Raw genomic sequence first — 24,289 nt, 5'->3', positions numbered from 1 at the left:
TCGTGGTGCGCGCGTCGTTCGGCGCGCGGGGGTCAAGGCAGGCGGCGTGTGTCGAGGGCTTGCGCCATCGCCGCGGGGAGGGGCAGGGGCTCCGCGTGCCAGTGCGCGGCCAGCAGTTCCGCGCACAGCGCCGCGAAGGTCAGCCCGCGCGACCCTAGCGAGGTGCAGACCCACAAAGCGGGCTGGCCGGGTAGAGGGTCGGGCAGGGGGCCAGGCAGGGGGCCAGGCAGGGGACCGACCAGCGGTCGGCGATCTCCGGAGGCGCAGCGCACGCCGGTCCATGGCGTCGCGTCCTCGATGCCGCCGGCAAACGCCGACGCCAAGGCCGCTGCGGCTTGCGGGTGCAGCCGTGCGAGGCGTTCGCGATTGGCTTCGGTGTCCGCGGCGCGCGGCGCCAGGTCGACGCTGTCACGGTCGAAGGTGGCGCCGGTCAGCCAGAGGGCGCCATCGCCGTCCGGCACGCCCGCGATCAAGTGGCCATCGCCGTTGATGGGGATCTGCGGCAGGTCCGTTCCTGGCGGCAGTCGTCCCCATTGGACCTGGCCACGCACCGGCTGCAAGGGCAGGGAAGGGGCGAAGCGGGCGCTCTCGAAGCCGGCAGCGATGACCACGCGATCGAATCCGCTCACAAGTCGATGCGGCGCTGCATTCGTGACTTGAGCGCTCGCGGGGGATGGGGCGGGCGCGGCCGTGTCCGGGGCGGTCCTCAGCGGGTGATCACCCGTGGCAAGGAGTTGCCAGCAGCCGTCGATGGCCGCGATGCGTTCGATATCGCAGTCGGGCACCAGGCGTACGCCCGGCGTTGCCAGCCAGGCTTCCACCAGCGCGCGCGGGCGCACCCAGCCGGCGCGGCGGTGCCAGAGCGCTGCGGTATCGGTGGGGAGTTGCGCGGCGGCGAGTCGCGCAGCATCGGCAGGCCATGAAAGGTTCGGACCCCGTGCGCTCCAGCCGGGTGGCACGCGGGTGTCGCCGTCGGCCCGGCGCTCCAGCACGCCGCTGGCACGCCAGTCGCGCCCTTCGACGAGGCGCGCCTCCAACTGTTGCCATGTTGCGCGGATGCCGGCGCGCGTCAGGCGCGAGAGCAGGGCATCGTCGGGCGAGACATGCGGGGCGAGCACGCCGACCGGCAGGCCCGACGCGCCGCCCGCCACGTGGCCGGCCTTGTCGAACACGTCGACTTGCCATCCGCGCCGCGCCAGGCTGGCCGCGACCGCCGCGCCCGCGAGACCGGCGCCGATGACGGCGCAACGACCGGGTGCCGCGCGTTCGGCCCGCGGGGTGCGGCGTCGCGGTGTCCAGGCCGGGTCGAACACGGCGCGCAGGCAGTCGCGCTTGGGCGGCAGGCCCGGCACCTTGCGCACCTGGAATCCGTTCTGCGCGAGCGCATCCCGAACGGCCCGTGCAATGGTCCAGGTGGCAAGGCCGGTGCCGCGCCGGGCAAAGCGCGAGACGGCCTTGAGAGCTTCCGGGGACCACATCGCGGGGTTGCGGTCCGGGCTGAAGCCGTCGAGGTAGATGCTGTCGGCCTCGAAGCGCTGGGCGCGCAGCATGGCCTGCACGTCGCCGACGCACAGCGTCAGCAGCACATGGCCGTCGTCGAAGCTCATGCGGTGAAAGCCCGGCAGCAGTTCCGTCCACTGCCTGGCCAGCGCCTGCGCGAGTTCGGCCAGTTCCGGATAGCCCGACGCGGCGCGCAGCAGATCCTCCATGCCCACGGGATGCGCCTCGATCGAGACGAAGTGCAGCATGCGCGGCCGGGCCGGGTCGGAACGCCAGGCCTGCCAGGTTGTCAGGAAATTGAGGCCAAAGCCGAAGCCGGTTTCGAGAATCAGCCATTGCGGCTGGCCGCGCCAGGCGTCAGTGAGCCCGCAGCCGCCGAGGAAGACATGGCGCGACTGGGCGAGCGCGCCGGTTTCCGTGTGATAGATGTCGTCGAAGCGCTCGCTGCGCGGAACACCGTCGGCGCGCCACTGGACGGGTTCGGGCATTAGTCAGCGGACGTCATGAAGATGGGTACTGGAATACGGGGACCGGAAGCAGAGGACGCGAAGGTTTCGCGAAGGACGCGAAAGAAAACCAGAAAAGTCTTCTTTGACTTTTTTGCGTCCTTTGCGTTTCTTCGCGTCCTTTGCGTCCGGCCAAGTCCGCTTTCAAGTCCCCTTTCACACCCGCCTGAAAATCAGGCGCTCGGCGGCACGTAGCCTTGCGCGACGTCCGCGCCGTCGCCGAAGAAATGCTTTTCCATCTGGCGCTTCAGGTATTCACGGGCGCGCTGGTCGGCCAGGTTCAGGCGGTTTTCGTTCACGAGCATGGTCTGCTGCTTGAGCCAGGCGGCCCATGCTTCCTTGCTCACGCTCTCCCAGATCTTCTTGCCGAGTTCGCCTGGATAGGGGGGAAAGTCGAGTCCCTCGGCTTCCTTGCCGAGTTTCACGCACTGAATCATTCGTGCCATTTGCGGGGTCCTTAGTTGATTTGGCTATTTGGAACTGTGAAAACGGTAGTTCCTGTTTTGTAGGGTGGCTTTCAGAATCGGCAGCTTCTCAGCCAGATTTGCCTTCCGAAAGACCGCCATGAGCCTTCGCCGCGACTTTATCAAGCTTTCCCTCGGTGCCACGCTGGGCGCGAGCATGGCCCTGACGGCGCTGCCGTCGTTCGCCCAGACCGTCAACCTGCTCAACGTGTCCTACGACCCGACGCGTGAGCTCTACGTCGATTACAACAAGGCCTTCGTCGCCTACTGGAAGGCCAAGACCGGCCAGGACGTGGTGATCAAGCAGTCGCATGGCGGCTCGGGCAAGCAGGCCCGCTCGATCATCGACGGCATCGATGCCGACGTGGCCACGCTGGCGCTGGCCGGCGACACCGACGCGCTCGTCACGCACGGCGGCCTGGTCAAGCCCGACTGGCAGAAGCGCCTGCCGCACAACTCGGCCCCGTACACCTCGACCATCGTGTTCCTCGTGAAGAAGGGCAACCCGAAGGGCATCAAGGACTGGGACGACCTGGTCAAGCCCGGCGTGCAGGTGATCACGCCGAATCCGAAGACCTCGGGCGGCGCCCGCTGGAACTACCTGGCCGCCTGGGAATTCGGCAAGCGCAAGTACGGCGGCCCGAACAACGGCAATGACAAGGCGAAGGAGTTCGTCGGCAATCTCTACAAGAACGTGCCGGTGCTCGATGCCGGCGCACGCGGCTCGACCATCACCTTCGTGCAGCGCGGCGTGGGCGACGTGCTGCTGGCCTGGGAGAACGAGGCCTACCTGGCGCTGAAGGAATTCGGCGCCGACAAGTTCGACATCGTTGCACCGTCCATCAGCATCTTGGCCGAGCCCACCGTGACGGTGGTCGACAAGGTGGTCGACAAGAAGGGCACGCGCGCCGTGGCCGAGGAATACCTGAAGTACCTCTACTCGGACGAAGGCCAGGACATCGTCGGCCGCAACTACTACCGCCCGACCTCCGACAAGGCCAAGGCCAAGTACGACAGCCAGTTCCCCAAGCTGACGCTGTTCACCATCGACCAGGCTTTTGGTGGCTGGACCAAGGCCGACAAGGAGCATTTCGCCGATGGCGGCTCCTTCGACCAGATCTACACGGCCAAGTTGAAGTAGGCCGGCCGCCTCCTTTCCCGCGTCGCCCCGATCCGCAAGAGCGCCTGTGCAGCAGGCGCCCGGGGCGAACTCACCCTTCAAAAAAGTAGCTTCCCGTGACCGTCCTCCTGATTGCCGGTAGTCCTTCGTCGCCGTCCCGTTCCACCGCCTTGCTCGAATCGGTGGGCAGCCGGCTCCACGGGCGCGGCGCGCGCATCGAGCGCGTCACTGTGCGCGAGCTTCCGGCGCAGGCGCTGTTGCGGGCCGAGTGGGAGCATCCCGACATTGCGCATGCCATTGCCCAAGTGGCGCAGGCCCGCGTGGTCGTGGTGGCCACGCCGGTCTACAAGGCGGCCTACAGCGGCGTGCTGAAGGTGTTCCTGGACCTGCTCTCGCAAGGCGCGTTGAAGGGCAAGACGGTGCTGCCGCTGGCGACTGGCGGCAGCGCGCACCACATGCTGGCACTCGACTACGCACTGCGGCCGGTGCTGCAGGCCCTGGCGGCGCGGCACATCCTGCCGGGCATCTACGCGACCGATGCGCAGATCACCGCCACGCCGCAAGGCGAATTCCGGGTGCACGACGACCTGGCGCACCGGCTCGACGAAGCGGCCGAGGTGCTGGCCGCCGAAGGGCTGAAGCTGCCGCCGATGCGGGGCTTCGAGCCGGTGCATTTCTCCCGGGTGCGATGTAGCGTTTGAAGCTTCCGCCGCGCCTTGGCGCCAAGGCGCGGCAACCTATACCCCGTTCATCGTCCCGATCTTTTTTGGCCGCTCATTCGCGGCGCGGGACAAGGCTTGCCTGAAGGAATCCATCATGACCTCTTCTCATTCGATCCAGCGTCGCCGCCTGTTGCAGGGCGCGGCCACCGCCATCGCGCTGCCGTCGTTCGCGGCGCTGGCGCAAAGCCCGTCGCGCACGCTGCGTGTGGGCAACCAGAAAGGCGCGCTCACCGTGCTCAAGGGCCGTGGCACGCTGGAGAAGCGGCTCGCACCGCTCGGCGTGGGCGTGACCTGGACCGAGTTCAATGCCGGGCCGGTGCAGCTCGAGGCGCTCAACGTCGGCTCGATCGACTTTGGCGATGTGGGCGAGGCACCGCCGATCTTTGCGCAGGCCGCCGGCGCGCCGCTGGCCTATGTGGCCGCGACCGTGCCGCGGCCGGGCGCCGAGGCGGTGCTGGTGCACAAGGACTCGCCGATCAAGACCGTGGCCGACCTGAAAGGCAAGAAAGTCGCGCTCAACAAGGGCTCGAACGTCCATTACTTCATCGTCAGGCTGGCGGAGCAGGCGGGCTTGAAATACAGCGACCTCAACTTCGTCTTCCTGGCGCCGCCCGATGCACGCGCTGCCTTCGAGAAGGGCTCGATCGACGCGTGGGTGATCTGGGACCCGTTCCTGGCCTCCGCCGAACTCACGCTGGGCGCGCGCATCCTGGCAGATGGCAAGGGCGTGGTCGGCAATCGGGGCTACTACTTCTCGTCTCTGCCTTATGTCGCGAAGAACGCCGACGTGCTCAAGCTGGTGGTCGAGGAGATCGACAAGCTCGACCAGTGGGCCGTGGCCAACAAGAGCGCCTACGCGCAGGAACTGTCCACGCTGTGGGGCTTGCCGAAGCCGGTGGTCGATGTGTCGGTCGCGCGAGCGGCCTATGGCACCGCGCCGATCACCAAGGCCATCCTGGCCGAGCAACAGCAGATCGCCGACACCTTCTTCGAACTGAAGCTGATCCCGAAGAAGATCAACCTGCTCGAGGCCGCCGGGGCGGGCATTGCATGAACATTTTCTGGTTCCTCCCCACCCATGGCGACAGCCGCTATCTCGGCAGCACCGAAGGCGCGCGGCAGGTCGACCTGCCTTACCTGCAGCAGATCGCCGGTGCCGCCGACCAGCTCGGCTACGAGGGCGTGCTGATACCGACAGGCCGCTCCTGCGAAGACCCATGGGTGATCGCGTCCAGCTTGATCGGCGCCACGCGCAAGCTCAAGTTCCTGGTGGCGGTGCGGCCCGGACTTCATCAGCCGGGCCTGGCCGCGCGCATGGCCGCGACCTTCGACCGGCTCTCCGGCGGCCGCTTGCTGGTGAACCTGGTCACCGGCGGCGACCAGGCCGAGCTCGAAGGCGATGGCGTGTTCCTCGACCATGCGGCGCGCTACGAGCAGTCGGCCGAGTTCATCCGCATCTGGCGCGAGATCCTGGCGCGCAGTCACGACGGCCAGGCCTTCGACTACGAGGGCAAGCACCTGAGCGTGAAGGGCGCGAAGCTGCTTTATCCGCCGGTACAGGCGCCGTATCCGCCGGTATATTTCGGCGGTTCCTCGGAGGCGGCGCATGAGCTGGCGGCCGAGCAGGTCGACACCTACCTGACCTGGGGCGAGCCGCCGGCCGAGGTCGCGAAGAAGGTGGCTGATGTGCGGGCGCGTGCCGCGCGCCGGGGACGCACGGTGCAATTCGGCATCCGCCTCCACGTGATCGTGCGCGAGACCGAGGACGCCGCATGGCGCGCCGCCGAAGAGCTGATCAGCCGCGTCGACGACGACACCGTGATCCGCGCGCAAGCCGCCTTCGCGCGCATGGATTCCGAAGGGCAGCGCCGCATGGCCGCGCTGCATGCCGGGGGCAAGAAGCGCTCGCGCGCCGACCTGGAGGTGTCGCCCAACCTGTGGGCCGGCGTGGGGCTGGTGCGCGGTGGGGCGGGCACGGCGCTGGTCGGCGATGCGAAGACGGTGGCCGCGCGCATCGAGGAATACGCGGCGCTCGGGCTCGACAACTTCATCCTCTCGGGCTATCCGCACCTGGAGGAAGCCTACCGGTTCGCCGAACTGGTGTTCCCGCTGCTGTCGAAGCGCGTCAGGCAGCAGTTGCGTGGCGGGCCGCTGGGCGGACCGTTCGGCGAGGTGGTGGCCAATCTCGATGCGCCGTCGCGCCTTCATTCGCAGAGCTGAAAGCAAAAGCATTCATGACTGAACAAGTGCAAACCTTGCCCGTCGATTCCTCACCTCCATCCGGCGCCGCCAAGGCCTTTGCGCTGGGCGTGGGAACGCGGCTGGTGCCGTGGCTGGTGCCCATCACGCTGGTCGTCGTGTGGCAGATCGCCTCTTCGCTGGGCTGGCTGTCGACGCGCGTGCTGCCGGCCCCCATCGACGTGGTGAAGGCCGCGTGGACGCTGGCGCTGTCGGGCGAGCTGTGGACGCATGTGAAAGTGAGTGCGGGCAGGGCGCTCGCGGGGCTGGCCATCGGCGGTGGACTCGGGCTCGCACTGGGCCTGCTGACCGGCTCGGTGAAGTTCTTCGAGACGCTGCTCGACTCGACCATCCAGATGGTGCGCAACATCCCGGCGCTGGCGCTGATCCCGCTGGTGATCCTGTGGTTCGGCATCGACGAGTCGGCCAAGCTGTTCCTCATCAGCGTGTCGGTGTTCTTTCCGATCTACCTGAACACCTTCCACGGGATTCGCAATGTCGACCCGCAGTTGATCGAGATGGGGCGCACCTACGGCCTCAGCCGGTGGCAGCTCTATCGCGAGGTGATCCTGCCGGGTGCGCTGTCGTCGATCCTGGTGGGCCTGCGCTTCTCGCTCGGGCTCATGTGGGTGATCCTGATCGTGGCCGAGACCATCTCGGCGCAGGCCGGCATCGGCTACCTGACGATGAATGCGCGGGAGTTCCTGCAGACGGACATTGTGCTGGTGGGGATCCTGCTGTACGCGTTGCTGGGGAAGCTGGCGGATCTGTTCGCCCGCGGCCTGGAGCAATGGTGGCTGCGTTGGCACCCGGGCTATCAAAAGAAGACCACCTGAAAGAAGCTCAATGACCGATCAAACGATTTCCAACGAAGGCGGCGTCAAGCTGGAAGCGCGCGGCCTTCACAAGCGCTACGGCCAGCGCGAGGTCCTGCGCAACACGCGGCTTGTCGTCGAGCCGGGGCAGTTCGTCGCCATCGTGGGGCGCAGCGGGTGCGGCAAGAGCACCTTGCTGCGGCTTGTGGCCGGCCTGGAAGCGGCCAGCGAGGGCGCGCTCTACACGGATGGAAAGGCCATCGACGGGCTGCACGACGACACGCGGATCATGTTCCAGGAGGCGCGGCTGCTGCCTTGGCGGCGCGTGCTCGACAACGTCACGCTGGGCCTGCCGGCGCAGGCCAGGGGGCGCGGCAAGGAAGTGCTGGCGCAGGTCGGACTGGCCGACCGCGAGAACGAATGGCCGGCGCGCCTGTCGGGCGGGCAGCGGCAACGCGTGTCGCTGGCGCGCGCGCTGGTGCACCGCCCGCGGCTGTTGCTGCTGGACGAACCGCTGGGTGCGCTGGATGCGTTGACCCGCATCGAGATGCACCGCCTCATCGAGGACCTGTGGCTGCGCCATCGCTTCACCGCGCTGCTGGTGACGCACGACGTGCAGGAAGCCGTGGCGCTGGCCGACCGCGTGATCCTCATCGAGGACGGCCGCATCGCGCTCGACGAGAACATCGCGCTGGCCCGCCCGCGCTCGCAGGGCGACCCGGCCTTTGCCGCGATCGAGAAACGCATCCTCGACCGTGTGCTGCAGAAGCCCGACGCCGAACCCGCCCGCAACGACCCGCACTGGGCCGACGGTCCCGCCCACGCCCTGCGCTGGGCGCTCTGAAGTTTCTTTTTCAACCCACAGGAGTCATCTCATGTCCATCCAGGCCATCAACGTTCGCAACCAGTTCAAGGGCAAGGTGAAGGAAATCATCCGCGGCGACGTTGTCTCCGAAGTCGATGTCGAGACCGCCTGGGGCGTGGTCACCTCGGTCATCACCACCCGCTCGGTCGACGAGCTGCAACTGCGGCCCGGCTCCGACGTGGTCGCTCTGGTGAAGTCGACCGAAGTGTCGATCGCGAAGCTTTAGCAAGCTCGCGCTCGCGTAGCTCGCCCGCTCGCTTGCGAGACTGGACCTACGCGGGTTGCGCCCCTGTGCCCACATGGCGGATACGTTATGGTCCCAAGACTCCTTTCATCGATACGGCATGTTGCCGTTCCGAAGTACAAGGAGTTGCCAGATGGATGAATTGCAAACGAAGACGCCGGCTGAATTGGTCGAGGACGCCCGCCGCGCCAGCCATGACGCCAAGATTGCCGCATGGAATGTCGCGGCCGAAGCCCGGACCACGGGACAGCATGCCGCCAACGTCGCCAGGGTTGCTGCGAGTGACGCCGGGGACATCGCGTCGGATGCCGCGGCCACCGGACGGGTCTACGCGAAGAACGCGGCGACTGCCGCCGGTGACAAGCTGAATGAACTCAAGGGCCGTGCGATCGACCTGAAGTCCAGGAGCGCCCGGTACATCGCCGATGAGCCCATGCGCTCGGTGGGCTATGCAATGGCGGGCGGCGCCGCGCTGATGGCCCTGCTGGTCGCGATGCGTCCGCGCAGATATTGACCCTTGCGCACTCAGCGCAGTCGGCGCGCCTTGTCCGCGAGGACGCGCCGAATCCGTTTCGCCAGCGCATCGTGCGTATAGGGCTTGCCAAGCAGTTCCACCCCGCTGTCCAGCCGCCCGCCGTGCACGATGGCGTTCTGCGTGTACCCCGATGTGAAGAGCACGGCGATCCCGGGTTGCAACTGTCGGGCCTTGCGTGCGAGTTCGGGGCCGCGCAGCTTGCCCGGCATGACCACGTCGGTGAACAACAGGTCGACCTGCGCACCGTTCTTAAGGATGGCCAGCGCCGCAGCCGCGTCGCGCGCCTCCAGCACTTCGTAGCCCAGGTGACCAAGCAACTCGACGACCGTGGCGCGCACTGCGTCATCATCCTCCGCCACCAGCACGGTCTCGCTGCCACCATCGAGTACGTCCACCTCCTCTGCCACCGTCGACACGTCCCCGGCGGCGCGCGGCAGGTAGATCTTGACGGTCGTGCCATGCCCCGGCTCGCTGTAGAGCTTCACGTGGCCGCCCGATTGCCGCACGAAGCCGTAGACCATCGACAGTCCCAGGCCCGTGCCCTTGCCCTCGGCCTTGGTCGAGAAGAAGGGCTCGAACACCCTGGCGGCGATCTCCGGTGTCATGCCGCTGCCGGTGTCGGTCACCGCCAGCAGCACGAACTGCCCCGCGACCACGTCCGGGTAGTCGCGCGTGTAGCGTTTGTCGAGCGAGGCATTGCCGACTTCGATGGTGAGACGCCCCGAGCCCTCCATGGCATCGCGCGCGTTGAGCGCCAGGTTGAGCAGTGCGTTCTCGACCTGGGCCGCGTCCACGAAGCTGTTCCATAGCCCGCCGGAGACCACCGTCCTGATCTCGATCGCATCGCCGATCGTGCTGCGCAGCATGTCCTCCATGCCCGCGATCACGCGGCCGACATTCACCACCTTCGGGTCCAGCGGCTGGCGCCGCGCGAACGCGAGCAACTGGTTCGACAGCCGCGCGCCGCGCTGCGTGGCGGCGATCGCATTCGTCACATACCGCGCGGCGGAACCTTCGGCGCCCACGGTGCGCAAGAGCAACTGCAGGTTGCCCGAGATCACCTGCAGCAGGTTGTTGAAATCGTGCGCCACGCCGCCGGTGAGCTGGCCGACGCTCTCCATCTTCTGCGACTGGTACAGCGCGGCCTGGGTGCGCTTGAGGGCTTCCGCGGCCTCGTGGTCTGTGGTCATGTCGCGGGCCACGGCGTGGATGAAGCGCTCGTCCGGCACGGCGGTCCACATGAACGGGCAGTAGCTGCCGTCCTTGCGGCGGTAACGGTTCTCGAAGCGGAAGGTCGCGGCGCCGTCGGCCAGCCGGGCGAGTTCCGCCAGCGTGGCGCTGCGGTCATCGGGATGCACGAGGTCGAGGAAGTTGTGGCCGACGAGTTCGGTCTGCGACCATCCGAGCAGCCGCGTCCACGCCGGGTTCACGGAAAGGATCCGCGCATCGAAGTCGGCGACCACCATGACGTCCATCGACAGGCGCCACATGCGGTCGCGGTCCGCGGTGCGCTCGGCCACCTGCTCCTCGAGCATCTGGTTCATGTTGGCCAGCACCAGCGCAGCGGCCTTCTGGTCCTCGATGTCGGTGTTGGTGCCGACCCAGTGGATGATCGCGCCGGCCTCGTCGTGCAGGGGTACGGCGCGCGCGATGTGCCAGCGGTAGGCCCCATCGGCCCGGCGCAGCCGGGCTTCTGCCTCGTAGGCACTGCCCTCGGCCAGCGCGCTTTGCCATCGCTGGGTGACATCGGCGAGATCCTCGGGATGCACGATGTTCGCCCACCCCTCGCAAACAAGCTGCTGCAACGGCAGGCCGGTGTAGGTCGAGACGTTGTGATTGAACCAGTCGACCGATCCATCGGGCGGGGCGGCCCAGACGTGATTGGGCATGGCCTCGGCGACGGTCTGGAAGCGTGCGTCGCGCACGCGCACCGCTTGCTCGGCGCGCACCTTGGCCGTGGTCTCGAGCACGATGGCCATCACGCCCGCCGGCTGGCCGAACTCGTCGCGCAGCGGCGAGTAATCGAGGTTCATCCATACCTGCTCGGCGCAGCCCGTCCGGTTGAGCGTCAGCTCCTGGTCACGGTAGCTGAGCGTGCCGCCCGCCAGGCAGACCTTCATGAGGTTATCGGCGAAGTCGAACACCTCCGGCCAACCGTCGCGCACATTCATGCCGAGCAATTGCGGGTGCCGTGCGGCCGCGAAGACGGCATAGCCGTCGTTGTAGATCATCACGCCCTCCGTTCCCCAGAGCAGGGCGATGGGCACGGACGACTGCAGCATCATCGATACCGACGCCTTGAGCGTCTGCGACCAGGTGCCGATCGACCCCGCGCTGGTGCGCCCCCAGTCGAATTCCGCGATCAATCGCGCTGCGTCCCCGCCGCCGGTGAGAAACGGATGCGTCGTGCAGTGGGGTTTCATGGTGATCGGAGGGCTAGGGAGGCGGCATGCACTGTGGGTTGTAGCACCGCGCCGCGCGATTCCAGGCGGCCAAAACGCACACCGATACGATCAATTTCAATTGGGCGGCGGACATGAAAACCTATGGCGTAAGAACGAGCCGACACGGTGTCGCGCTTAAACATCGCCTGTGCGGCCGCGGCGGGATTTCATGCTGCGTGCTTCGGCCATCCCGGCCCTAGAAAGACATCCAATGCGCAATCCCTGGACGACGAAGAATCCGTTCATGAGCATGTGGCTCAGCGCCGCGAATCGAACGGCCGGATCTGCGAGGGGCCAGGCCACCGCGGCGGCCAAGCGCAACGTGGCGACGGCGCAGGCGGAAGTCGCGCGACAGGTGCTCGACTTCTGGAGCGGCAAGTCGCCGGCGAAACCGGCCACGACGAAGAGGAAGTCGCGTCGCTGAACGCGGGCATGGCAAGGCGATACAAGGCCCCGTCATGGGGTGCGATCTTCCAGCGCAGCATCGCGTCGATGACCCGGCAGGGCATGCGCGTGGGCCAGTCGGCCATGGCGTCGGTGGTCAAGCAGACGGTGAAGCAGACGATCAAGAAGCGCAAGCCGCCGGCGGGCGCGGGCCAATGGCTGCAGGGCGTGGCGATGGGCGCGACCGGCATGCGCCGCTACCGGCTGTTCCGCCCGCCCGGCGTCAAGGTGGGCGAGCGCCTGCCCTTGATGGTCATGCTGCACGGCTGCAGCCAGGACGCCAGGACCTTTGCCAACAGCACCCGCATGAACGTCATCGCGGCGCGCGAGCGCTTCATGGTGCTCTACCCGGAGCAGGACCGCGTCTCCAATCCGCAGGGCTGCTGGAACTGGTACGACACCACGGGCGGCCGCGCGTACGGGGAGGCCGCGCTCATCATGAGCGCCATCGACCAGGTGACCCTGCTCTACGGAGGCGACCGCGCGCGCGTGGCGGCGGTCGGCCTGTCGGCGGGCGCCAGCATGGCCGCGCTGCTGGTCAGCAGGCATCCGGACCGGTTCAAGGCGGTCGTCATGCATTCCGGCATTCCGCCCGGCACCGCGCACTCGACGATGTCGGCGGTGGGCGCGATGCACGGACTGCGGCATACCAAGTCGCTGGCGGCCCGGCCGTTGGCGGTGGTGACCTCCTGGCCGCCGCTCATGGTGATTCATGGCGGGCTGGACCGTGTGGTTTCGCCAAACAACGGCCACGCAGCGGTGCAGGCCTGGGCCTCGGCTGCCGGCGCGCGTGCCACGGCCACCCGCAGCGTGCAGCGAGGCAGCCGCTATCCGGCGACCGTGACCGACTACAAGCGCAAGGGCAGCACCATCGCCACCCTGGTGGAGATCGCGCGGCTGGGCCACGCATGGAGCGGTGGCGCCGCCAAGGAGTTCTTCAGCGACGACAAGGGGCCGGATGCCTCGCGCATGGCGTGGACCTTTGCGTCGAAGCAGTTCCGGCAGTGAGGAAGAGGAGGCGCGCGGTGGACGCGCGTTGTGCCGAGGCGCTTTGTCTGCCTGCGACTACAGGCACCGGCACGGTCGGGACGAAGGATGGCGCGTCCCCACTTGACCGAGTCCCAAATGACCTCAGCACGCCGAACTTTCCTGATGACTGTCACTGGCCTTGCCTTTGGCGCCTCGCCCTGGGTGGCGCTCGCTGCGCACCGGCCGCCCGCTGGCACGAAGAAGCAGGACGTCGTCGATGACACGGTGACCATCGACAAGCTCAACGCTGCCCACGACACGCCCACGCTGGCCCAAGGCGCGCGCGGCGCCGCGGTCATGCGCGCGCAGATCCTGCTGGATCGCGCATGGTTCTCGCCGGGCGAGATCGATGGCGGCTTCGGCGCCAACATGCGGCGTGTGGTGGCGGCCTACCAGAAGTCCAGCGGGCTCGCCGTCAGCGGCAAGATCGATGGACCCACATGGGCCGCCCTGAACGCGGACGCTGCGCCGCCGTTCGCGACCTACGCCATCACCGCGAACGACGCGGCAGGTCCATTCACGTCCATACCCCAGGACATGTCCGAGCGCGCAAAACTGAAGTCGCTGGACTACGAGAACCTGCAGGAGGCGCTCGCGGAGAAGCATCACATGTCGCCGCGTTCCCTGGTCGAGCTCAATCGGGGCGCGCGCTTCCAGGCGGGCGATGAAGTCATCGCGGCCAACGTCACCGGCGCGGCGGATGCCGGCATCGTCAAGGCGGCACGCTCGATCGAGATCGACAAGGGCGAGCACATGCTCTTCGTGCTGGACCGCGACGGAAGACCGCTGGCTGGCTTCCCGATCAGCATCGGCGGGCCGCTGGATCCGCTACCGCTCGGCAAGATGAAGATCACCAACGAGGTCGAGAACCCGACCTTCACCTACGACCCTTCCATCCTCAAGAATGCGCCCGCGGATGCGAAGAAGGTCGACGTGGCTGCCGGGCCCAACAACCCGGTCGGCAACGTCTGGATGGGTCTGTCGAAGCCACATTGGGGCATCCACGGCACGCCAGCGCCAGAGCGGGTGGGACACGAGGAAACGAACGGCTGCATCCACCTGACCAACTGGGATGCGGCGCGCGTCGCCCGGCTCGCCAAGGCCGGCTTCGCGGTCGAGGTCAGGGCATGAGAAGGATGTGATGCCGCGCGTTGGATGGGTGGCTGCATTGTGGTGCGTGATGTCGGCGGGGGCGCTGGCGCAGGTCGCCGCGCCCCCACCCCCGGCCATGACGGCGCCGGCGTCGCCATCCACCGATGCGCTTGCGCTGCTGTCCGCGCATCCATTGCGCTTTCCGGTCGAGGGGATCGACGCGGACAAGTTGAGAGACACCTTCGGCGACGGCCGTCCCGGCCACCGACATGAGGCGCTTGATATCCCGGCGCCGCGCGGCACCCGCGTCGTCGCCGTGGACGACGGGCCGCTGGTGAAGTTGTTCACCAGCAAGGCCGGGGGCCTCACGGTCTACCAGTTCGACCCCAGCGGAAGGCTGGCCTACTACTACGCGCACCTGGACCGCTACGCCGACGGGCTGCAGGAAGGCAAGCCCTTGCGGCGTGGCGATCTCATCGGCTACGTGGGCACGACCGGCAACGCGCCGCCGGATGCGCCCCATCTTCACTTCGCCGTGTTCCTGCTGGGGCCGCAGAAGCAGTGGTGGAAGGGGGAGGCGCTGAATCCTTACCAGGCGCTGCGGCAGGCGCGTTAGTGCGGCGGGTTCGCAAGCATCTTTAGCGGATTGCCAGCGCCGTGGGACTGCGTGGCGTCGGAGGCCCGATCCCGACAGAATCGCGCGTACGGCCGCTCCTTTGATCGCGTGTCAAATGAGGTGGAACGCACAACAACACCCGAAGGACCACGATGCCCAAATCCCCTTTCGAACCGACCGACCCGCCCGACAACTCCGGCATGCGCAAGGGCCTGACCAGCTATGGCGACCAGGGCTTCTCGCTGTTCCTGCGCAAGGCCTTCATCAAGGGCGCGGGCTTCACCGATGCCGCTCTGGACCGGCCCGTCATCGGCATCACCAACACCGGCAGCGCCTACAACCCGTGCCATGGCAATGCGCCGCAGCTCATCGAGGCGGTGAAGCGGGGCGTGATGCTCGCGGGCGGCTTGCCGATGGACTTCCCGACCATCTCCGTCCACGAGAGCTTTGCTGCGCCGACCAGCATGTTCCTGCGCAACCTCATGTCGATGGACACCGAGGAACTGGTGCGCGCCCAGCCGATGGATGCGGTGGTGCTGATCGGCGGTTGCGACAAGACCGTGCCCGCGCAGCTGATGGGCGCTGCCTCGGCCGGCATTCCGTCGATCCAGCTCATCACCGGCTCGATGCTGACCGGCAGCCATCGCGGCGAACGCGTGGGCGCCTGCACCGACTGCCGGCGCTACTGGGCCCGCTACCGCGCCGACGAGATCGATGTGGAGGAGACCATCGACGTCAACAACCAGCTTGTCGCGAGCGTCGGCACCTGCTCCGTGATGGGCACGGCCAGCACCATGGCCTGCATTGCCGAGGCGCTGGGCATGACCATGCCGGGCGGCGCATCGCCGCCGGCAGTGACAGCCGACCGCATCCGCATCGCCGAGCAAACCGGCGCGCAGGCCGTGCAAATGGCGCGCGAGCGCCTGACCATCGACAAGGTGCTGACGCCGGCGGCCTTCGAGAACGCGATGCGCGTGCTGCTGGCGATCGGCGGCTCGACCAACGGCATCGTCCACCTTACGGCCATCGCCGGCCGCATGGGCCTGGAGATCGACCTGGCCGCGCTCGACCGCATGGGCCGCGACACACCCGTATTGCTCGACCTGAAGCCGTCAGGCCAGCACTACATGGAGGACTTCCACGCGGCGGGCGGCATGGCGACGCTGCTGCGCGAACTCAAGCCGCTGTTGAAGCTGGACGCCCTGACGGTGACCGGCCGCACCCTCGGCGAGGAGATCGAGCGGGCCGGGCCGGGATTCAGGCAGGACGTGATCCGCCCGGCCGCCAACCCGATCTATCCGCAGGGCGGTATCGCGGTGCTGCGCGGCAACCTGGCGCCGGGCGGCGCGATCATCAAGCAGTCCGCCGCCGACCCCCGGCTCATGGAGCACGAGGGCCGCGCCGTGGTGTTCGAGAACATCGAGGACCTGGTGACGCGCATCGACCGCGACGACCTCGACGTGACGGCGCAGGACATGCTGGTGCTGAAGAACATCGGCCCCAAGGGCGCGCCGGGCATGCCGGAGGCCGGCTACATCCCGATCCCGCGCAAGCTGGCGCGGGCGGGCGTGAAGGACATCGTGCGCATCTCCGACGGACGCATGAGCGGCACGGCCTTCGGCACCATCGTGCTGCACGTGACGCCGGAGTCCGCCATCGGCGGGCCGCTGGCCCATGTGCGCAACGGCGACCGCATCCGCCTGAGCGTGGCCAGGCGCGAGATCGCGTTGCTGGTGTCGGACGAGGAGCTGGCGCGCCGCGCCGAGGCGTCGCCGGTGGTCGAGCCGACGGCCGAGCGGGGCTACCGCAAGCTGTTCCTGCAATCGGTGATGCAGGCCGACAGGGGCGTGGACTTCGACTTCCTGCGTGCCGCGAAGATGGTGGGCAAGGCGCCGCGCGAAGGTTGACGCGCGCGGCCGCAAGCGCCGCGATATGATTTGCGGAATACAACGCTCGGCGTTCCGTCGAAGCAAAGTTCCGGAGACATTCATTCATGCGCATCGCTTCCCGGCGGTTGGTCTTGCCTTTTCTTCCTGCGCTTCTGGCGGTGTTCGGGTGCGCGTCACCTGCATGGGCGCAAGACGGCCTGGTGCTTTACGGCGCAGGCTCCTTGCGCGAAGCCATGACCGAGGTGGCAGCGGCTTTCACCGCCAGCGAGAAGATCCCGGTGACCACCCAGTTCGGCGCATCGGGCCGCATGCGCGAACGCATCGAGGCCGGGGAAAAGGTCGACGTGTTCACCTCCGCCGACCTCGGCCATGCGCGCAAGCTGGTGCAGGATGGCCGGGCCAGCGTGATGGCCTTGTTCGCGCAGAACACGCTGTGCCTTCTGGCACCCGCGCGCGCTGGCCGCATCGACAGTGCCGGGGCGCTGGACGCGCTGCTGAAGGCGGGCGTGAAGGTCGGTGTCTCGCCGCCAAAGGTCGATCCGCTGGGTGACTACACGGTCGAACTGTTCACCGCCGCGGGCCGGCTCAAGCCTGGCGCGGAGGCCGCGCTGCAGGGCAGGGCGGTGGTGCTCGACAACCCGCCCGGCGCGCCGCCTTCGCCCAGCGGCGACTACTACCTCGATGCCTTGAACGACGGCAGGGTCGACCTGGCGGTCGTCTATTGCTCGGGCCGAGAGCGCTACGCGAAGCTGAGCAAGGAAGTCGCGATGGTGCCGTTTGCGCCGGAGCTCCAGGTGGGCCCGCAATACGGCCTGGCGGTCGTCAAGGGCGCAAAGCCGGAGGCGATGCTGCTCGCGCTGCGCATCCTGTCGCCGGAAGGGCAAGCGATCCTCGCGCGCAATGGGTACAAGGCAATCGGCCTGCCACAAGGTCGTTGAAAAGGGAGAACAAGACATGCATGGTTCCAAGAAGTGGATTGCTTGTGCCGGAGCCTGCGCTGCGGCGCTGTTGAGCGCATGCGGCGGAGGCGGTGGCGACTCGTCCAATGCGGCGGCGCTCGTCACGCCGGTGGTGCAGGTCGGCGGCGCCGTCGACCATCCGTCGGGCGTGAGCCTGGCTACGCTGGCGGCCAAGCCGGCGGTGACGCAGACGGTGACCTTCAACAGCGGCACCACGCCGCAGACACACACCTACACCGGCGCCAGCCTGTGGTCGATCCTCGGCGACGCGGGCATCCAGAACGACGCCTCGCGCAAGAACGACGTCCTGAGCCGCTACGCGCTGGCCACGGGAAGCGACGGCTACCAGGTGATCTTCACGCTCGGTGAACTCAGCCCGGATTTCGGCAACAAGCCGAGCATCCTGGCGTACCTGGAGACGGTGTCTGGCCTCAATGGGCCGCTGAATTCCAGCGACGGGCCGGTTCGCGTGACCGCGCCGGGCGATGTGAAGGGCGGGCGCTATGTCTCCAACCTCACCAGGCTCGACGTCTTCGCATCGGCCGCCACCGTGCCGGGCACTGGAGGCGGCGTATCGCCTTCTTTCAGGGTCTCGGGCGCCGTGACCGCGCCGGCAAGCTTCGACCTGGCCGCGCTGCAGGCCCTGCCAAAGTCCAGCCAGACGATCGGCAGCAGCACCTATACCGGCGTCAGCCTGTGGGCCCTGCTGAACACGGTGGGGCTCAAGCTGCCGGCATCGGTCAAGAACCCGACCTTGTCGGCGTACGCCGTCGCGACCGGCAGCGACGGCTACCGCGCGGCCGTGTCCCTGGGCGAAATCGACCCCGGATTCGGCGCCAAGGGCGCCTTGATCGCCTATGACGTCAACGGCGCAGGCCTGGGCGCGAACGGCGTCGCGCGGCTCGTCATTCCGGGCGAGGTGAAGCAGGGGCGCCTGGTCTCGAACCTGATTGCGGTGGAGGTGTTCGTGGCCGGCAGCGCTGCCAATTGAAACATATGCGTTTACATTTGCGTTCCAAATCAACTGCTTGACTAGAAGGCTCCCATGAAAATCAGTGCACGCAACGTCCTCACCGGCAAGATCATCAAGATCGTCAAGGGTCCGGTCACCACGGAGGTCACGCTCGAGATCGCCGAAGGCGTCCAGATCGTCTCCACCATCACCTCCACCTCGGCCGAAGGCATGAACCTGGTCGAAGGCGGCAAGGCCTACGGGGTCATCAAGGCGTCCAGCGTGATGATCGGCACCGACTGACAAAAGGCGTGAATCTTTCTACTGCGGACGCCGATCTCGGGTCTGCGGTGCTCACCGCACGAGAGTGCGGTTCCGCTCCTCAACCCGACCTCGGCGCCCTCGCTACGAAATCTTCACACCTTTTGAAGCCTCATCCATGCCGGAGACACATCCGGAAGGTGGGCCTGGCTGGCTCTTGTTCTTCCGCATGGGCGAGCAGCGCGGCGGCGAAGCAGGTCACGCTGGCCGTGCGCAGCGGCAGGAACGGCACCTCGTGCCGTGTGCAGAGCCGCTTCAGGTTGCCCACCGAGTCGTGATCGACGCAGTCCACCGGAAAAGCAACCAGGTGCGCGCCGGCCAGGGCGCTCGCGAGCAGGCCCTTGCGGTCTTCCAGGCCGCCGTCGTGATGGACGAATTCGCCGCCTGAATCGGTCACCAGCTTGCGGATGGCCGGCGTCGAACTGGGCCGACCGCCGACATAGAGGACCCTGCGTCCCTGGATCGCCAGTCGCAGGCTCTCCGACGTGTCGTGTTCCGGTGCGGCGAGCGCCTGCAGGTGCGCCTCCGCGCCATGCAGTTCGCGGCCCAGCATGTCGATGTGGCGCCTTGCGCCTTCGAGTTCGGCCCGCAGCCGCTCCTCGCTGGCCGCACTGGCGGCCTGCTGCTGTTCCGCTGTGTCGCATCGCTGCATTTGCAATGCGCTGAACTGCCGTTCCACGGAGAGTTCGCGCTGCAGCGACTCGACGTCACCCGGTGGCTCCGCCGGCCGGACGCGGGCCACGCTGCTCTCCATCTTCAGCCCCTCGACATCGAGCCTCAGTTGCTGGTTCTCCTGTAGCAATTCGGCGATGCGCGCCTGCAGTCGTTCGGACTGCTCGCGCCAATCCGCGCATTCCTGCTCCAGCGTGGCCAGTCGGCGGATGTCGGCCCGGTTGGCGGCGCCGACGAGGTGCGACAGCATGTGCACGTCGCCGAAGGCGCGCTGCCGCAATTCGGCCGTGACATGGCGGTGCGACATCAGCGCCCAGTAGGCGCCGGCGATGGCGCCACCCTGCAGGGCCTGCTGCCAGAGCGCTTCCAGCGCATCGGCGTCCTTGGCTTTCTCGAAGCTGCGGATGACGGCCTCATGGCGCTTGTCCAGCGCTTTCGACAAGGCCTTGCCGCCGGCCGTCTGGCTGGCGATCGAGACGCCTTCGTGATGGATCTCGACATCCGACGCACGGGCCGCATCGATGTGGCCGTGCTTCGCGACGATCTTGCGCAGTTCCGCCGTGCTCAGGCAGGTGCCGATGACCGAGCAATGCACGTGCGGGTTGAGCTGTTGCACGCGCGAGCGTCCCCTGCTCTCGGCATCGATCTCGGCCGCGTCATCCTCGCAGCAGGCGACCTGGCGGTAGACATTGGGAACAGGTCCGGTCGCGAAGCCGGAAGAACGCGACAGGTTCAGCGCGAAGGGTGCGGACATGGATCGGACGCTCCATCGATACACGGAAGAATCGCGCAAGCTTGCCACTGGGTGGAGCCTGCGCGATATGTTTTGCCGGATATTACGATAACTCGGCCGATTCGAGTTGCTGCCACTCCTCGTCCGTGAAGAGCCGCGAGCGCGTGAGGAAGCGAAGCCCCTCCGGCCCCTCCAGCGAAAACATGCCGCCGCGCCCCGTCACCACGTCGATGATCAGCTGCGTGTGCTGCCAGTATTCGAACTGTGGCCCGCTGATGTAGAAGGGCGCGCCGTGGATCACGCCGAGCATCTTGTCATGGTCGCCGATGATGAACTCGCCCTGCGGATAGCACATCGGCGCGCTGCCGTCGCAGCAGCCCCCCGACTGGTGGAACATGACGGGCCCGTGCTTGGCACGGACCACGTCGATGAGCGCCTCGGCCGCTGGCGTGCAGGTGACGCGGCGCAGATCCATGGTCAGAAGAACCCCATCGGCTGCTCGGAATAGCTCACCAGCAGGTTCTTGGTCTGCTGGTAGTGGTCCAGCATCATCTTGTGGTTCTCGCGGCCGATGCCGGACGCCTTGTAGCCGCCGAAGGCCGCGTGCGCCGGGTAGTGGTGGTAGCAGTTGGTCCAGACGCGGCCGGCCTGGATGCCTCGGCCCATGCGGAAGGCGCGGTTCGAGTCGCGGCTCCAGACGCCGGCGCCCAGGCCGTAGAGCGTGTCGTTGGCAATGGCCAGCGCTTCGTCCTCATCCTTGAAGGTGGTCACCGACACCACCGGGCCGAAGATCTCTTCCTGGAAGATGCGCATCTTGTTGTGGCCCTGGAACACGGTCGGCTTCACGTAGTAGCCGCCTTCCAGTTCGCCTTCGAGCTTGTTGCGCTCGCCGCCGGTCAGCGCCTTGGCGCCTTCCTGCTTGCCAATGTCGAGGTACGACAGGATCTTCTCGAGCTGCTCGTTGGACGCCTGCGCGCCGATCATGGTGCTCATCTCCAGCGGGCTGCCCTGCTTGATGGCCTCGACGCGCTTGATCGCCTTTTCCATGAAGCGGTCGTAGATCGATTCGTGGACCAGCGCGCGCGAGGGGCAGGTGCAGACCTCGCCCTGGTTCAGCGCGAACATCGTGAAGCCTTCCAGCGCCTTGTCGAGGAAGCCGTCGTCCTTCGCCATCACGTCTTCGAAGAAGATGTTGGGCGACTTGCCGCCGAGTTCCAGCGTGACCGGGATGATGTTCTGGCTGGCGTATTGCATGATCAGTCGGCCGGTGGTCGTCTCGCCCGTGAAGGCGATCTTCGCGATGCGGTTGCTGGACGCCAGCGGCTTGCCGGCCTCGAGCCCGAAGCCGTTCACCACGTTGATGACGCCCGGCGGCAGCAGGTCGCCGATCAATTCCATCAGCACGAGGATCGAAGCGGGAGTCTGCTCCGCCGGCTTCAGCACGACGCAGTTGCCCGCAGCGAGCGCAGGCGCGAGTTTCCACACCGCCATGAGGATCGGAAAGTTCCACGGAATGATCTGGCCCACGACGCCCAGAGGCTCATGGAAGTGGTACGCATAGGTCTGGCTGTCGATCTCGCTGATGCCGCCTTCCTGTGCGCGGATGCAGGAGGCGAAATAGCGGAAGTGGTCGACCGCCAGCGGCATGTCGGCCAGCGTCGTTTCTCGGATCGGCTTGCCGTTGTCCCAGGTCTCGGCCATCGCCAGCATGGGCAGGTTTTCTTCCATGCGCTGGGCGATCTTCATGAGGATGTTCGCGCGCTCGGTCGGCGAGGTGCGGCCCCATGCGTTCTTGGCGGCATGCGCGGCATCGAGCGCGCGGTCCACGTCTTCGGCCGTGGAGCGCGCGATCTCGCAGAAGACCTTGCCGGTGATCGGCGTCACGTTCTCGAAGTACTGGCCGCCGGCGGGGGCCACCCACTTGCCGCCGATGAAGTTGTCGTAGCGCTTCTTGAACGGCACTTCGGTGCCGAACTTGCCGGGTTCCAACATGTCCATGTTTCTCTCCAAACTGATGGTTGTGAGCGTCGCAGGTCGCGACCCTGGACGCAATGCAATGGCTGTACCGCTTCTTCTAGGGACTATCCCGGGCGTTGCTTCCCTGCGCACGGCGGGCAGTCGACCCTTGCGCGACGCGGGCTGTCGCAAACTGCGACACACGCTTGCGACATATCCATGCGAATATGTCGCGACGCGCGACAGCCGCGCAAACGGAGACAACCGATGCTGGAAGCCGCAGGAGCGATCCGCAGGACGCAACACGCCCGCGAACTCTTCTTCAACCAGGGTTTGGCGCCCACCGACTGGGTCGCGCCGCACATCTCGCGCTCGTGGGCGCGCTCGCGCGGCGCGGGCGTCTGGAACGCGGGGCCGGCGCCGATGAGCAGTGCGCAATTGCGCGAGCGTCGCGAATCCTCGCGGCTGCTGATCGAAAGCGCACAGCCGGAACTCGATGCGCTGGCGGAGCATGCGATCGGGCAGGGTTGCGTGGTCATCGTGACGGATGCCAGCGGTGTGATCCTCGACGAGATCGGCAGCCCGGAGTTCCTGCCGAAGGCGCAGCGCGTGGCGTTGCTGCCGGGCGTCGAATGGTCGGAGCGGCAATGCGGCACGAATGCGATCGGCACGGTTCTGGTGGAGCGCCATCCGCTGGCCGTGCTGGGTGGCGAGCATTTCCTGGCGGGCAACGGCGGACTTGGTTGCGCGGCGGCGCCGATCTTCAATGGCCGCGGCGAGATCGCTGGCGTGCTCGACATATCGGGCGATGCCGTTCGCATCGACGGGCACACGCTGGGGCTCGTGCGCATGGCCTCGCAGCAGATCGAGCACCGCATGATGCTGTCCCGATCCAGGGGCGACATCATTCGGCTGCACGCGAACGTGGCGTTGATCGGCAGCGCGCGCGAAGGCTTGCTGTGCGTGGTGGACGGCCAGGTAGTCGCGGCCAATCGCGTCGCGCTGGCCCTGCTCGGGCATGAATGGAAGTCGGTGCTGGACCAGCCGGTCGAGCGCCTGCTGGGCAGCGCCTGGCCGGCCGCTGGCGGCCATGCAGAGAGCGTGAACCTGCCGGGTGGCGCGCGCATCGTGATGAGCCGGCAGCATGCGCTGGCACACCGCAGCGTGGCGCTGGCCGGCGCCGGCAGCGCAGCGCATGGGCCCCATGAGCCGGCACGCCGCGACATTGCTGACGACGACGCAGTGAGTGCCGCATTGGGGGCCGCCGTGAAGGTGCTGGATGCCGGCGTGCCGGTGCTGGTCACCGGCGAGACCGGCGTCGGCAAGGAGGTGTTCGCGCGGCGCCTGCACGCGGCCAGCCGCAGGCGCGGCGGGCCCATGGTCGTCGTCAATTGCGCGGCCTTGCCCGAGACGCTGATCGAGGCCGAGCTGTTCGGCTACGAGGAGGGCGCCTTTACCGGAGCGCGTCGCCAGGGCGCCGCCGGCCGCATCCGCGAGGCCCATGGCGGCACGCTCATGCTGGACGAGATCGGCGACATGCCGCTCATGCTGCAGACGCGCCTGCTGCGTGTGCTGGAGGACCGGGTCGTGACGCCGTTGGGCGCCGGGCGGCCGGTGCAGGTGGAGTTCCAGCTCGTCTGCGCCACCCATTGCGACCTGCCGGCCCTCAGCGCGACGGGCGCGTTCCGTGCCGACCTCATGTACCGCATCAACGGCTATGCGCTGCGCCTTCCGAGCCTTCGCGAGCGCACGGACAAGTCGCTGCTGATCCGCCGCCTGTTCGACGAGCTGGGTGGGAAGGCGGCGAAGCTGCGCTTGCAGGACGACGCGGCCGACGCCCTGGCACGGCAGCCGTGGCCAGGCAACATCCGCGAACTGGTGTCGGTGCTGCGGATCATGATTGCGCTGGCCGAGCCGGGGTCGGTGCTCGGGGTTGGCAGCGTGCCTTCGAATCGGGAGGCAGGCCTGTCGACCGGCGCTGCGCCGTTCGAGCCAGCGGTGGCGGACCCGGTGCGCCAGGTGCTGCAGTTGTCGGATGTGGAGGCGAGGGCGATCCATGCTGCGCTGGAGGCGGCCGGCGGCAATGTCGCGCGGGCTGCCAGCAGCCTGGGCTTGCACCGCAGCACCCTGTACAGGCACTTGCGCAGATTTCCCCTCTAGGCTCGGGCGGCAA

23 protein-coding genes are annotated in these 24,289 nt (G+C 67.4%); 17 read left to right on the top strand and 6 right to left on the bottom strand.

The features are described from left to right. Positions 1–32: 32 nt before the first annotated feature. Entirely contained in the window at positions 33–1,988 is a 1,956-nt protein-coding gene (mnmC, locus tag HCU76_RS31440) for an FAD-dependent 5-carboxymethylaminomethyl-2-thiouridine(34) oxidoreductase MnmC (protein WP_218511451.1), read from the bottom strand. A gap of 191 nt (positions 1,989–2,179) precedes the next feature. Then, entirely contained in the window at positions 2,180–2,452 is a 273-nt protein-coding gene (locus HCU76_RS31435) for an oxidative damage protection protein (protein ID WP_213959084.1), read from the bottom strand. Positions 2,453–2,570: 118 nt separating this feature from the next. Between HCU76_RS31435 and HCU76_RS31430 the strand changes: the two genes are divergently transcribed. The 8 genes from HCU76_RS31430 to HCU76_RS31395 all read left to right on the top strand — a co-directional run bounded on the left by HCU76_RS31430 (position 2,571) and on the right by HCU76_RS31395 (position 8,988). Further along, positions 2,571–3,611 (top strand): sulfate ABC transporter substrate-binding protein, encoded by a 1,041-nt coding sequence (locus tag HCU76_RS31430; protein WP_213959085.1) that lies wholly within the window; start codon positions 2,571–2,573, stop codon positions 3,609–3,611. A gap of 95 nt (positions 3,612–3,706) precedes the next feature. Then, entirely contained in the window at positions 3,707–4,291 is a 585-nt protein-coding gene (gene ssuE / locus HCU76_RS31425; protein ID WP_213959086.1) for an NADPH-dependent FMN reductase, read from the top strand. A gap of 115 nt (positions 4,292–4,406) precedes the next feature. After that, complete coding sequence (locus HCU76_RS31420) at positions 4,407–5,366, top strand: sulfonate ABC transporter substrate-binding protein (RefSeq protein WP_218511450.1); 960 nt, start codon at positions 4,407–4,409, stop codon at positions 5,364–5,366. Then, positions 5,363–6,532 carry an FMNH2-dependent alkanesulfonate monooxygenase gene (ssuD, locus tag HCU76_RS31415; RefSeq protein ID WP_213959088.1) on the top strand — a complete coding sequence of 390 codons (1,170 nt, stop codon included), beginning with the start codon at positions 5,363–5,365 and terminating at the stop codon, positions 6,530–6,532. The genes HCU76_RS31420 and ssuD overlap by 4 nt, the downstream gene beginning before the upstream one ends. Before the next feature lie 14 nt (positions 6,533–6,546). Next, complete coding sequence (gene ssuC, locus HCU76_RS31410; protein WP_218511449.1) at positions 6,547–7,386, top strand: aliphatic sulfonate ABC transporter permease SsuC; 840 nt, start codon at positions 6,547–6,549, stop codon at positions 7,384–7,386. Positions 7,387–7,396: 10 nt separating this feature from the next. Then, positions 7,397–8,209, top strand: a complete 813-nt coding sequence (locus HCU76_RS31405) for an ATP-binding cassette domain-containing protein (protein WP_213959090.1) — start codon at positions 7,397–7,399, stop codon at positions 8,207–8,209. 31 nt (positions 8,210–8,240) lie between these two features. Further along, positions 8,241–8,456, top strand: a complete 216-nt coding sequence (locus HCU76_RS31400; RefSeq protein WP_213959091.1) for a molybdopterin-binding protein — start codon at positions 8,241–8,243, stop codon at positions 8,454–8,456. A 151-nt stretch (positions 8,457–8,607) separates the two neighbouring features. Then, positions 8,608–8,988: a hypothetical protein gene (locus HCU76_RS31395; RefSeq protein ID WP_213959092.1), complete on the top strand. Its 381-nt coding sequence runs from the start codon at positions 8,608–8,610 to the stop codon at positions 8,986–8,988. 11 nt (positions 8,989–8,999) lie between these two features. Here the strand turns inward: HCU76_RS31395 and HCU76_RS31390 are convergent, their stop codons facing one another. Continuing rightward, complete coding sequence (locus HCU76_RS31390; protein WP_218511448.1) at positions 9,000–11,432, bottom strand: PAS domain-containing sensor histidine kinase; 2,433 nt, start codon at positions 11,430–11,432, stop codon at positions 9,000–9,002. 232 nt (positions 11,433–11,664) lie between these two features. On the opposite strand from HCU76_RS31390, the gene HCU76_RS31385 reads away from it, so the two are divergent. The 8 genes from HCU76_RS31385 to HCU76_RS31350 all read left to right on the top strand — a co-directional run bounded on the left by HCU76_RS31385 (position 11,665) and on the right by HCU76_RS31350 (position 18,737). Then, on the top strand, positions 11,665–11,877 hold the full coding sequence (locus tag HCU76_RS31385) for a hypothetical protein (RefSeq protein ID WP_213959094.1): 213 nt from the start codon (positions 11,665–11,667) through the stop codon (positions 11,875–11,877). A gap of 8 nt (positions 11,878–11,885) precedes the next feature. Beyond that, positions 11,886–12,905 (top strand): PHB depolymerase family esterase, encoded by a 1,020-nt coding sequence (locus HCU76_RS31380; RefSeq protein WP_218511447.1) that lies wholly within the window; start codon positions 11,886–11,888, stop codon positions 12,903–12,905. A 117-nt stretch (positions 12,906–13,022) separates the two neighbouring features. Further along, positions 13,023–14,057 carry a L,D-transpeptidase family protein gene (locus HCU76_RS31375; RefSeq protein WP_218511446.1) on the top strand — a complete coding sequence of 345 codons (1,035 nt, stop codon included), beginning with the start codon at positions 13,023–13,025 and terminating at the stop codon, positions 14,055–14,057. A gap of 10 nt (positions 14,058–14,067) precedes the next feature. After that, positions 14,068–14,634, top strand: a complete 567-nt coding sequence (locus HCU76_RS31370) for a M23 family metallopeptidase (protein WP_256354610.1) — start codon at positions 14,068–14,070, stop codon at positions 14,632–14,634. A 152-nt stretch (positions 14,635–14,786) separates the two neighbouring features. Next, positions 14,787–16,541, top strand: a complete 1,755-nt coding sequence (locus HCU76_RS31365) for an IlvD/Edd family dehydratase (RefSeq protein WP_218511444.1) — start codon at positions 14,787–14,789, stop codon at positions 16,539–16,541. A gap of 86 nt (positions 16,542–16,627) precedes the next feature. Next, positions 16,628–17,461 carry an extracellular solute-binding protein gene (locus HCU76_RS31360; protein ID WP_218511443.1) on the top strand — a complete coding sequence of 278 codons (834 nt, stop codon included), beginning with the start codon at positions 16,628–16,630 and terminating at the stop codon, positions 17,459–17,461. Positions 17,462–17,477: 16 nt separating this feature from the next. After that, the gene (locus tag HCU76_RS31355) at positions 17,478–18,473 is read left to right on the top strand and encodes a molybdopterin-binding oxidoreductase (RefSeq protein ID WP_218511442.1); all 996 of its coding nucleotides are present in this window, start codon (positions 17,478–17,480) and stop codon (positions 18,471–18,473) included. A gap of 54 nt (positions 18,474–18,527) precedes the next feature. Beyond that, positions 18,528–18,737, top strand: a complete 210-nt coding sequence (locus tag HCU76_RS31350; protein ID WP_213959103.1) for a molybdopterin-binding protein — start codon at positions 18,528–18,530, stop codon at positions 18,735–18,737. A 130-nt stretch (positions 18,738–18,867) separates the two neighbouring features. Here the strand turns inward: HCU76_RS31350 and HCU76_RS31345 are convergent, their stop codons facing one another. The 3 genes from HCU76_RS31345 to adh all read right to left on the bottom strand — a co-directional run bounded on the left by HCU76_RS31345 (position 18,868) and on the right by adh (position 22,158). Continuing rightward, positions 18,868–20,181, bottom strand: coding sequence for a DUF2325 domain-containing protein (locus HCU76_RS31345; protein ID WP_218511441.1), 1,314 nt, complete (start codon positions 20,179–20,181; stop codon positions 18,868–18,870). A gap of 82 nt (positions 20,182–20,263) precedes the next feature. Next, positions 20,264–20,635 (bottom strand): DUF779 domain-containing protein, encoded by a 372-nt coding sequence (locus tag HCU76_RS31340; RefSeq protein WP_213959105.1) that lies wholly within the window; start codon positions 20,633–20,635, stop codon positions 20,264–20,266. Between the two features lie 2 nt (positions 20,636–20,637). After that, entirely contained in the window at positions 20,638–22,158 is a 1,521-nt protein-coding gene (adh, locus tag HCU76_RS31335; protein WP_218511440.1) for an aldehyde dehydrogenase, read from the bottom strand. A 225-nt stretch (positions 22,159–22,383) separates the two neighbouring features. Between adh and HCU76_RS31330 the strand changes: the two genes are divergently transcribed. Further along, positions 22,384–24,276, top strand: coding sequence for a sigma-54-dependent Fis family transcriptional regulator (locus HCU76_RS31330; RefSeq protein ID WP_218511439.1), 1,893 nt, complete (start codon positions 22,384–22,386; stop codon positions 24,274–24,276). Positions 24,277–24,289 lie beyond the last annotated feature (13 nt).

The organism is Variovorax sp. dw_308 (assembly GCF_019207085.1).
GTDB lineage: Bacteria > Pseudomonadota > Gammaproteobacteria > Burkholderiales > Burkholderiaceae_C > Variovorax.
This window is presented reverse-complemented; position numbering and strand designations above follow the sequence as displayed.

Coding starts and splice junctions, on each gene's coding strand:
- ssuC (WP_218511449.1), top strand. CDS start 6,547: ATGACTGAACAAGTGCAAACCTTGCCCGTCGATTCCTCACCTCCATCC.
- mnmC (WP_218511451.1), bottom strand. CDS start 1,988: ATGCCCGAACCCGTCCAGTGGCGCGCCGACGGTGTTCCGCGCAGCGAG.
- HCU76_RS31375 (WP_218511446.1), top strand. CDS start 13,023: ATGACCTCAGCACGCCGAACTTTCCTGATGACTGTCACTGGCCTTGCC.
- HCU76_RS31345 (WP_218511441.1), bottom strand. CDS start 20,181: ATGTCCGCACCCTTCGCGCTGAACCTGTCGCGTTCTTCCGGCTTCGCG.
- HCU76_RS31400 (WP_213959091.1), top strand. CDS start 8,241: ATGTCCATCCAGGCCATCAACGTTCGCAACCAGTTCAAGGGCAAGGTG.
- HCU76_RS31365 (WP_218511444.1), top strand. CDS start 14,787: ATGCCCAAATCCCCTTTCGAACCGACCGACCCGCCCGACAACTCCGGC.
- HCU76_RS31430 (WP_213959085.1), top strand. CDS start 2,571: ATGAGCCTTCGCCGCGACTTTATCAAGCTTTCCCTCGGTGCCACGCTG.
- HCU76_RS31355 (WP_218511442.1), top strand. CDS start 17,478: ATGCATGGTTCCAAGAAGTGGATTGCTTGTGCCGGAGCCTGCGCTGCG.
- HCU76_RS31360 (WP_218511443.1), top strand. CDS start 16,628: ATGCGCATCGCTTCCCGGCGGTTGGTCTTGCCTTTTCTTCCTGCGCTT.
- HCU76_RS31390 (WP_218511448.1), bottom strand. CDS start 11,432: ATGAAACCCCACTGCACGACGCATCCGTTTCTCACCGGCGGCGGGGAC.
- HCU76_RS31330 (WP_218511439.1), top strand. CDS start 22,384: ATGCTGGAAGCCGCAGGAGCGATCCGCAGGACGCAACACGCCCGCGAA.
- HCU76_RS31395 (WP_213959092.1), top strand. CDS start 8,608: ATGGATGAATTGCAAACGAAGACGCCGGCTGAATTGGTCGAGGACGCC.
- HCU76_RS31380 (WP_218511447.1), top strand. CDS start 11,886: ATGGCAAGGCGATACAAGGCCCCGTCATGGGGTGCGATCTTCCAGCGC.
- HCU76_RS31405 (WP_213959090.1), top strand. CDS start 7,397: ATGACCGATCAAACGATTTCCAACGAAGGCGGCGTCAAGCTGGAAGCG.
- HCU76_RS31350 (WP_213959103.1), top strand. CDS start 18,528: ATGAAAATCAGTGCACGCAACGTCCTCACCGGCAAGATCATCAAGATC.
- HCU76_RS31385 (WP_213959094.1), top strand. CDS start 11,665: ATGCGCAATCCCTGGACGACGAAGAATCCGTTCATGAGCATGTGGCTC.
- HCU76_RS31370 (WP_256354610.1), top strand. CDS start 14,068: ATGCCGCGCGTTGGATGGGTGGCTGCATTGTGGTGCGTGATGTCGGCG.
- HCU76_RS31340 (WP_213959105.1), bottom strand. CDS start 20,635: ATGGATCTGCGCCGCGTCACCTGCACGCCAGCGGCCGAGGCGCTCATC.
- adh (WP_218511440.1), bottom strand. CDS start 22,158: ATGGACATGTTGGAACCCGGCAAGTTCGGCACCGAAGTGCCGTTCAAG.
- HCU76_RS31435 (WP_213959084.1), bottom strand. CDS start 2,452: ATGGCACGAATGATTCAGTGCGTGAAACTCGGCAAGGAAGCCGAGGGA.
- ssuD (WP_213959088.1), top strand. CDS start 5,363: ATGAACATTTTCTGGTTCCTCCCCACCCATGGCGACAGCCGCTATCTC.
- HCU76_RS31420 (WP_218511450.1), top strand. CDS start 4,407: ATGACCTCTTCTCATTCGATCCAGCGTCGCCGCCTGTTGCAGGGCGCG.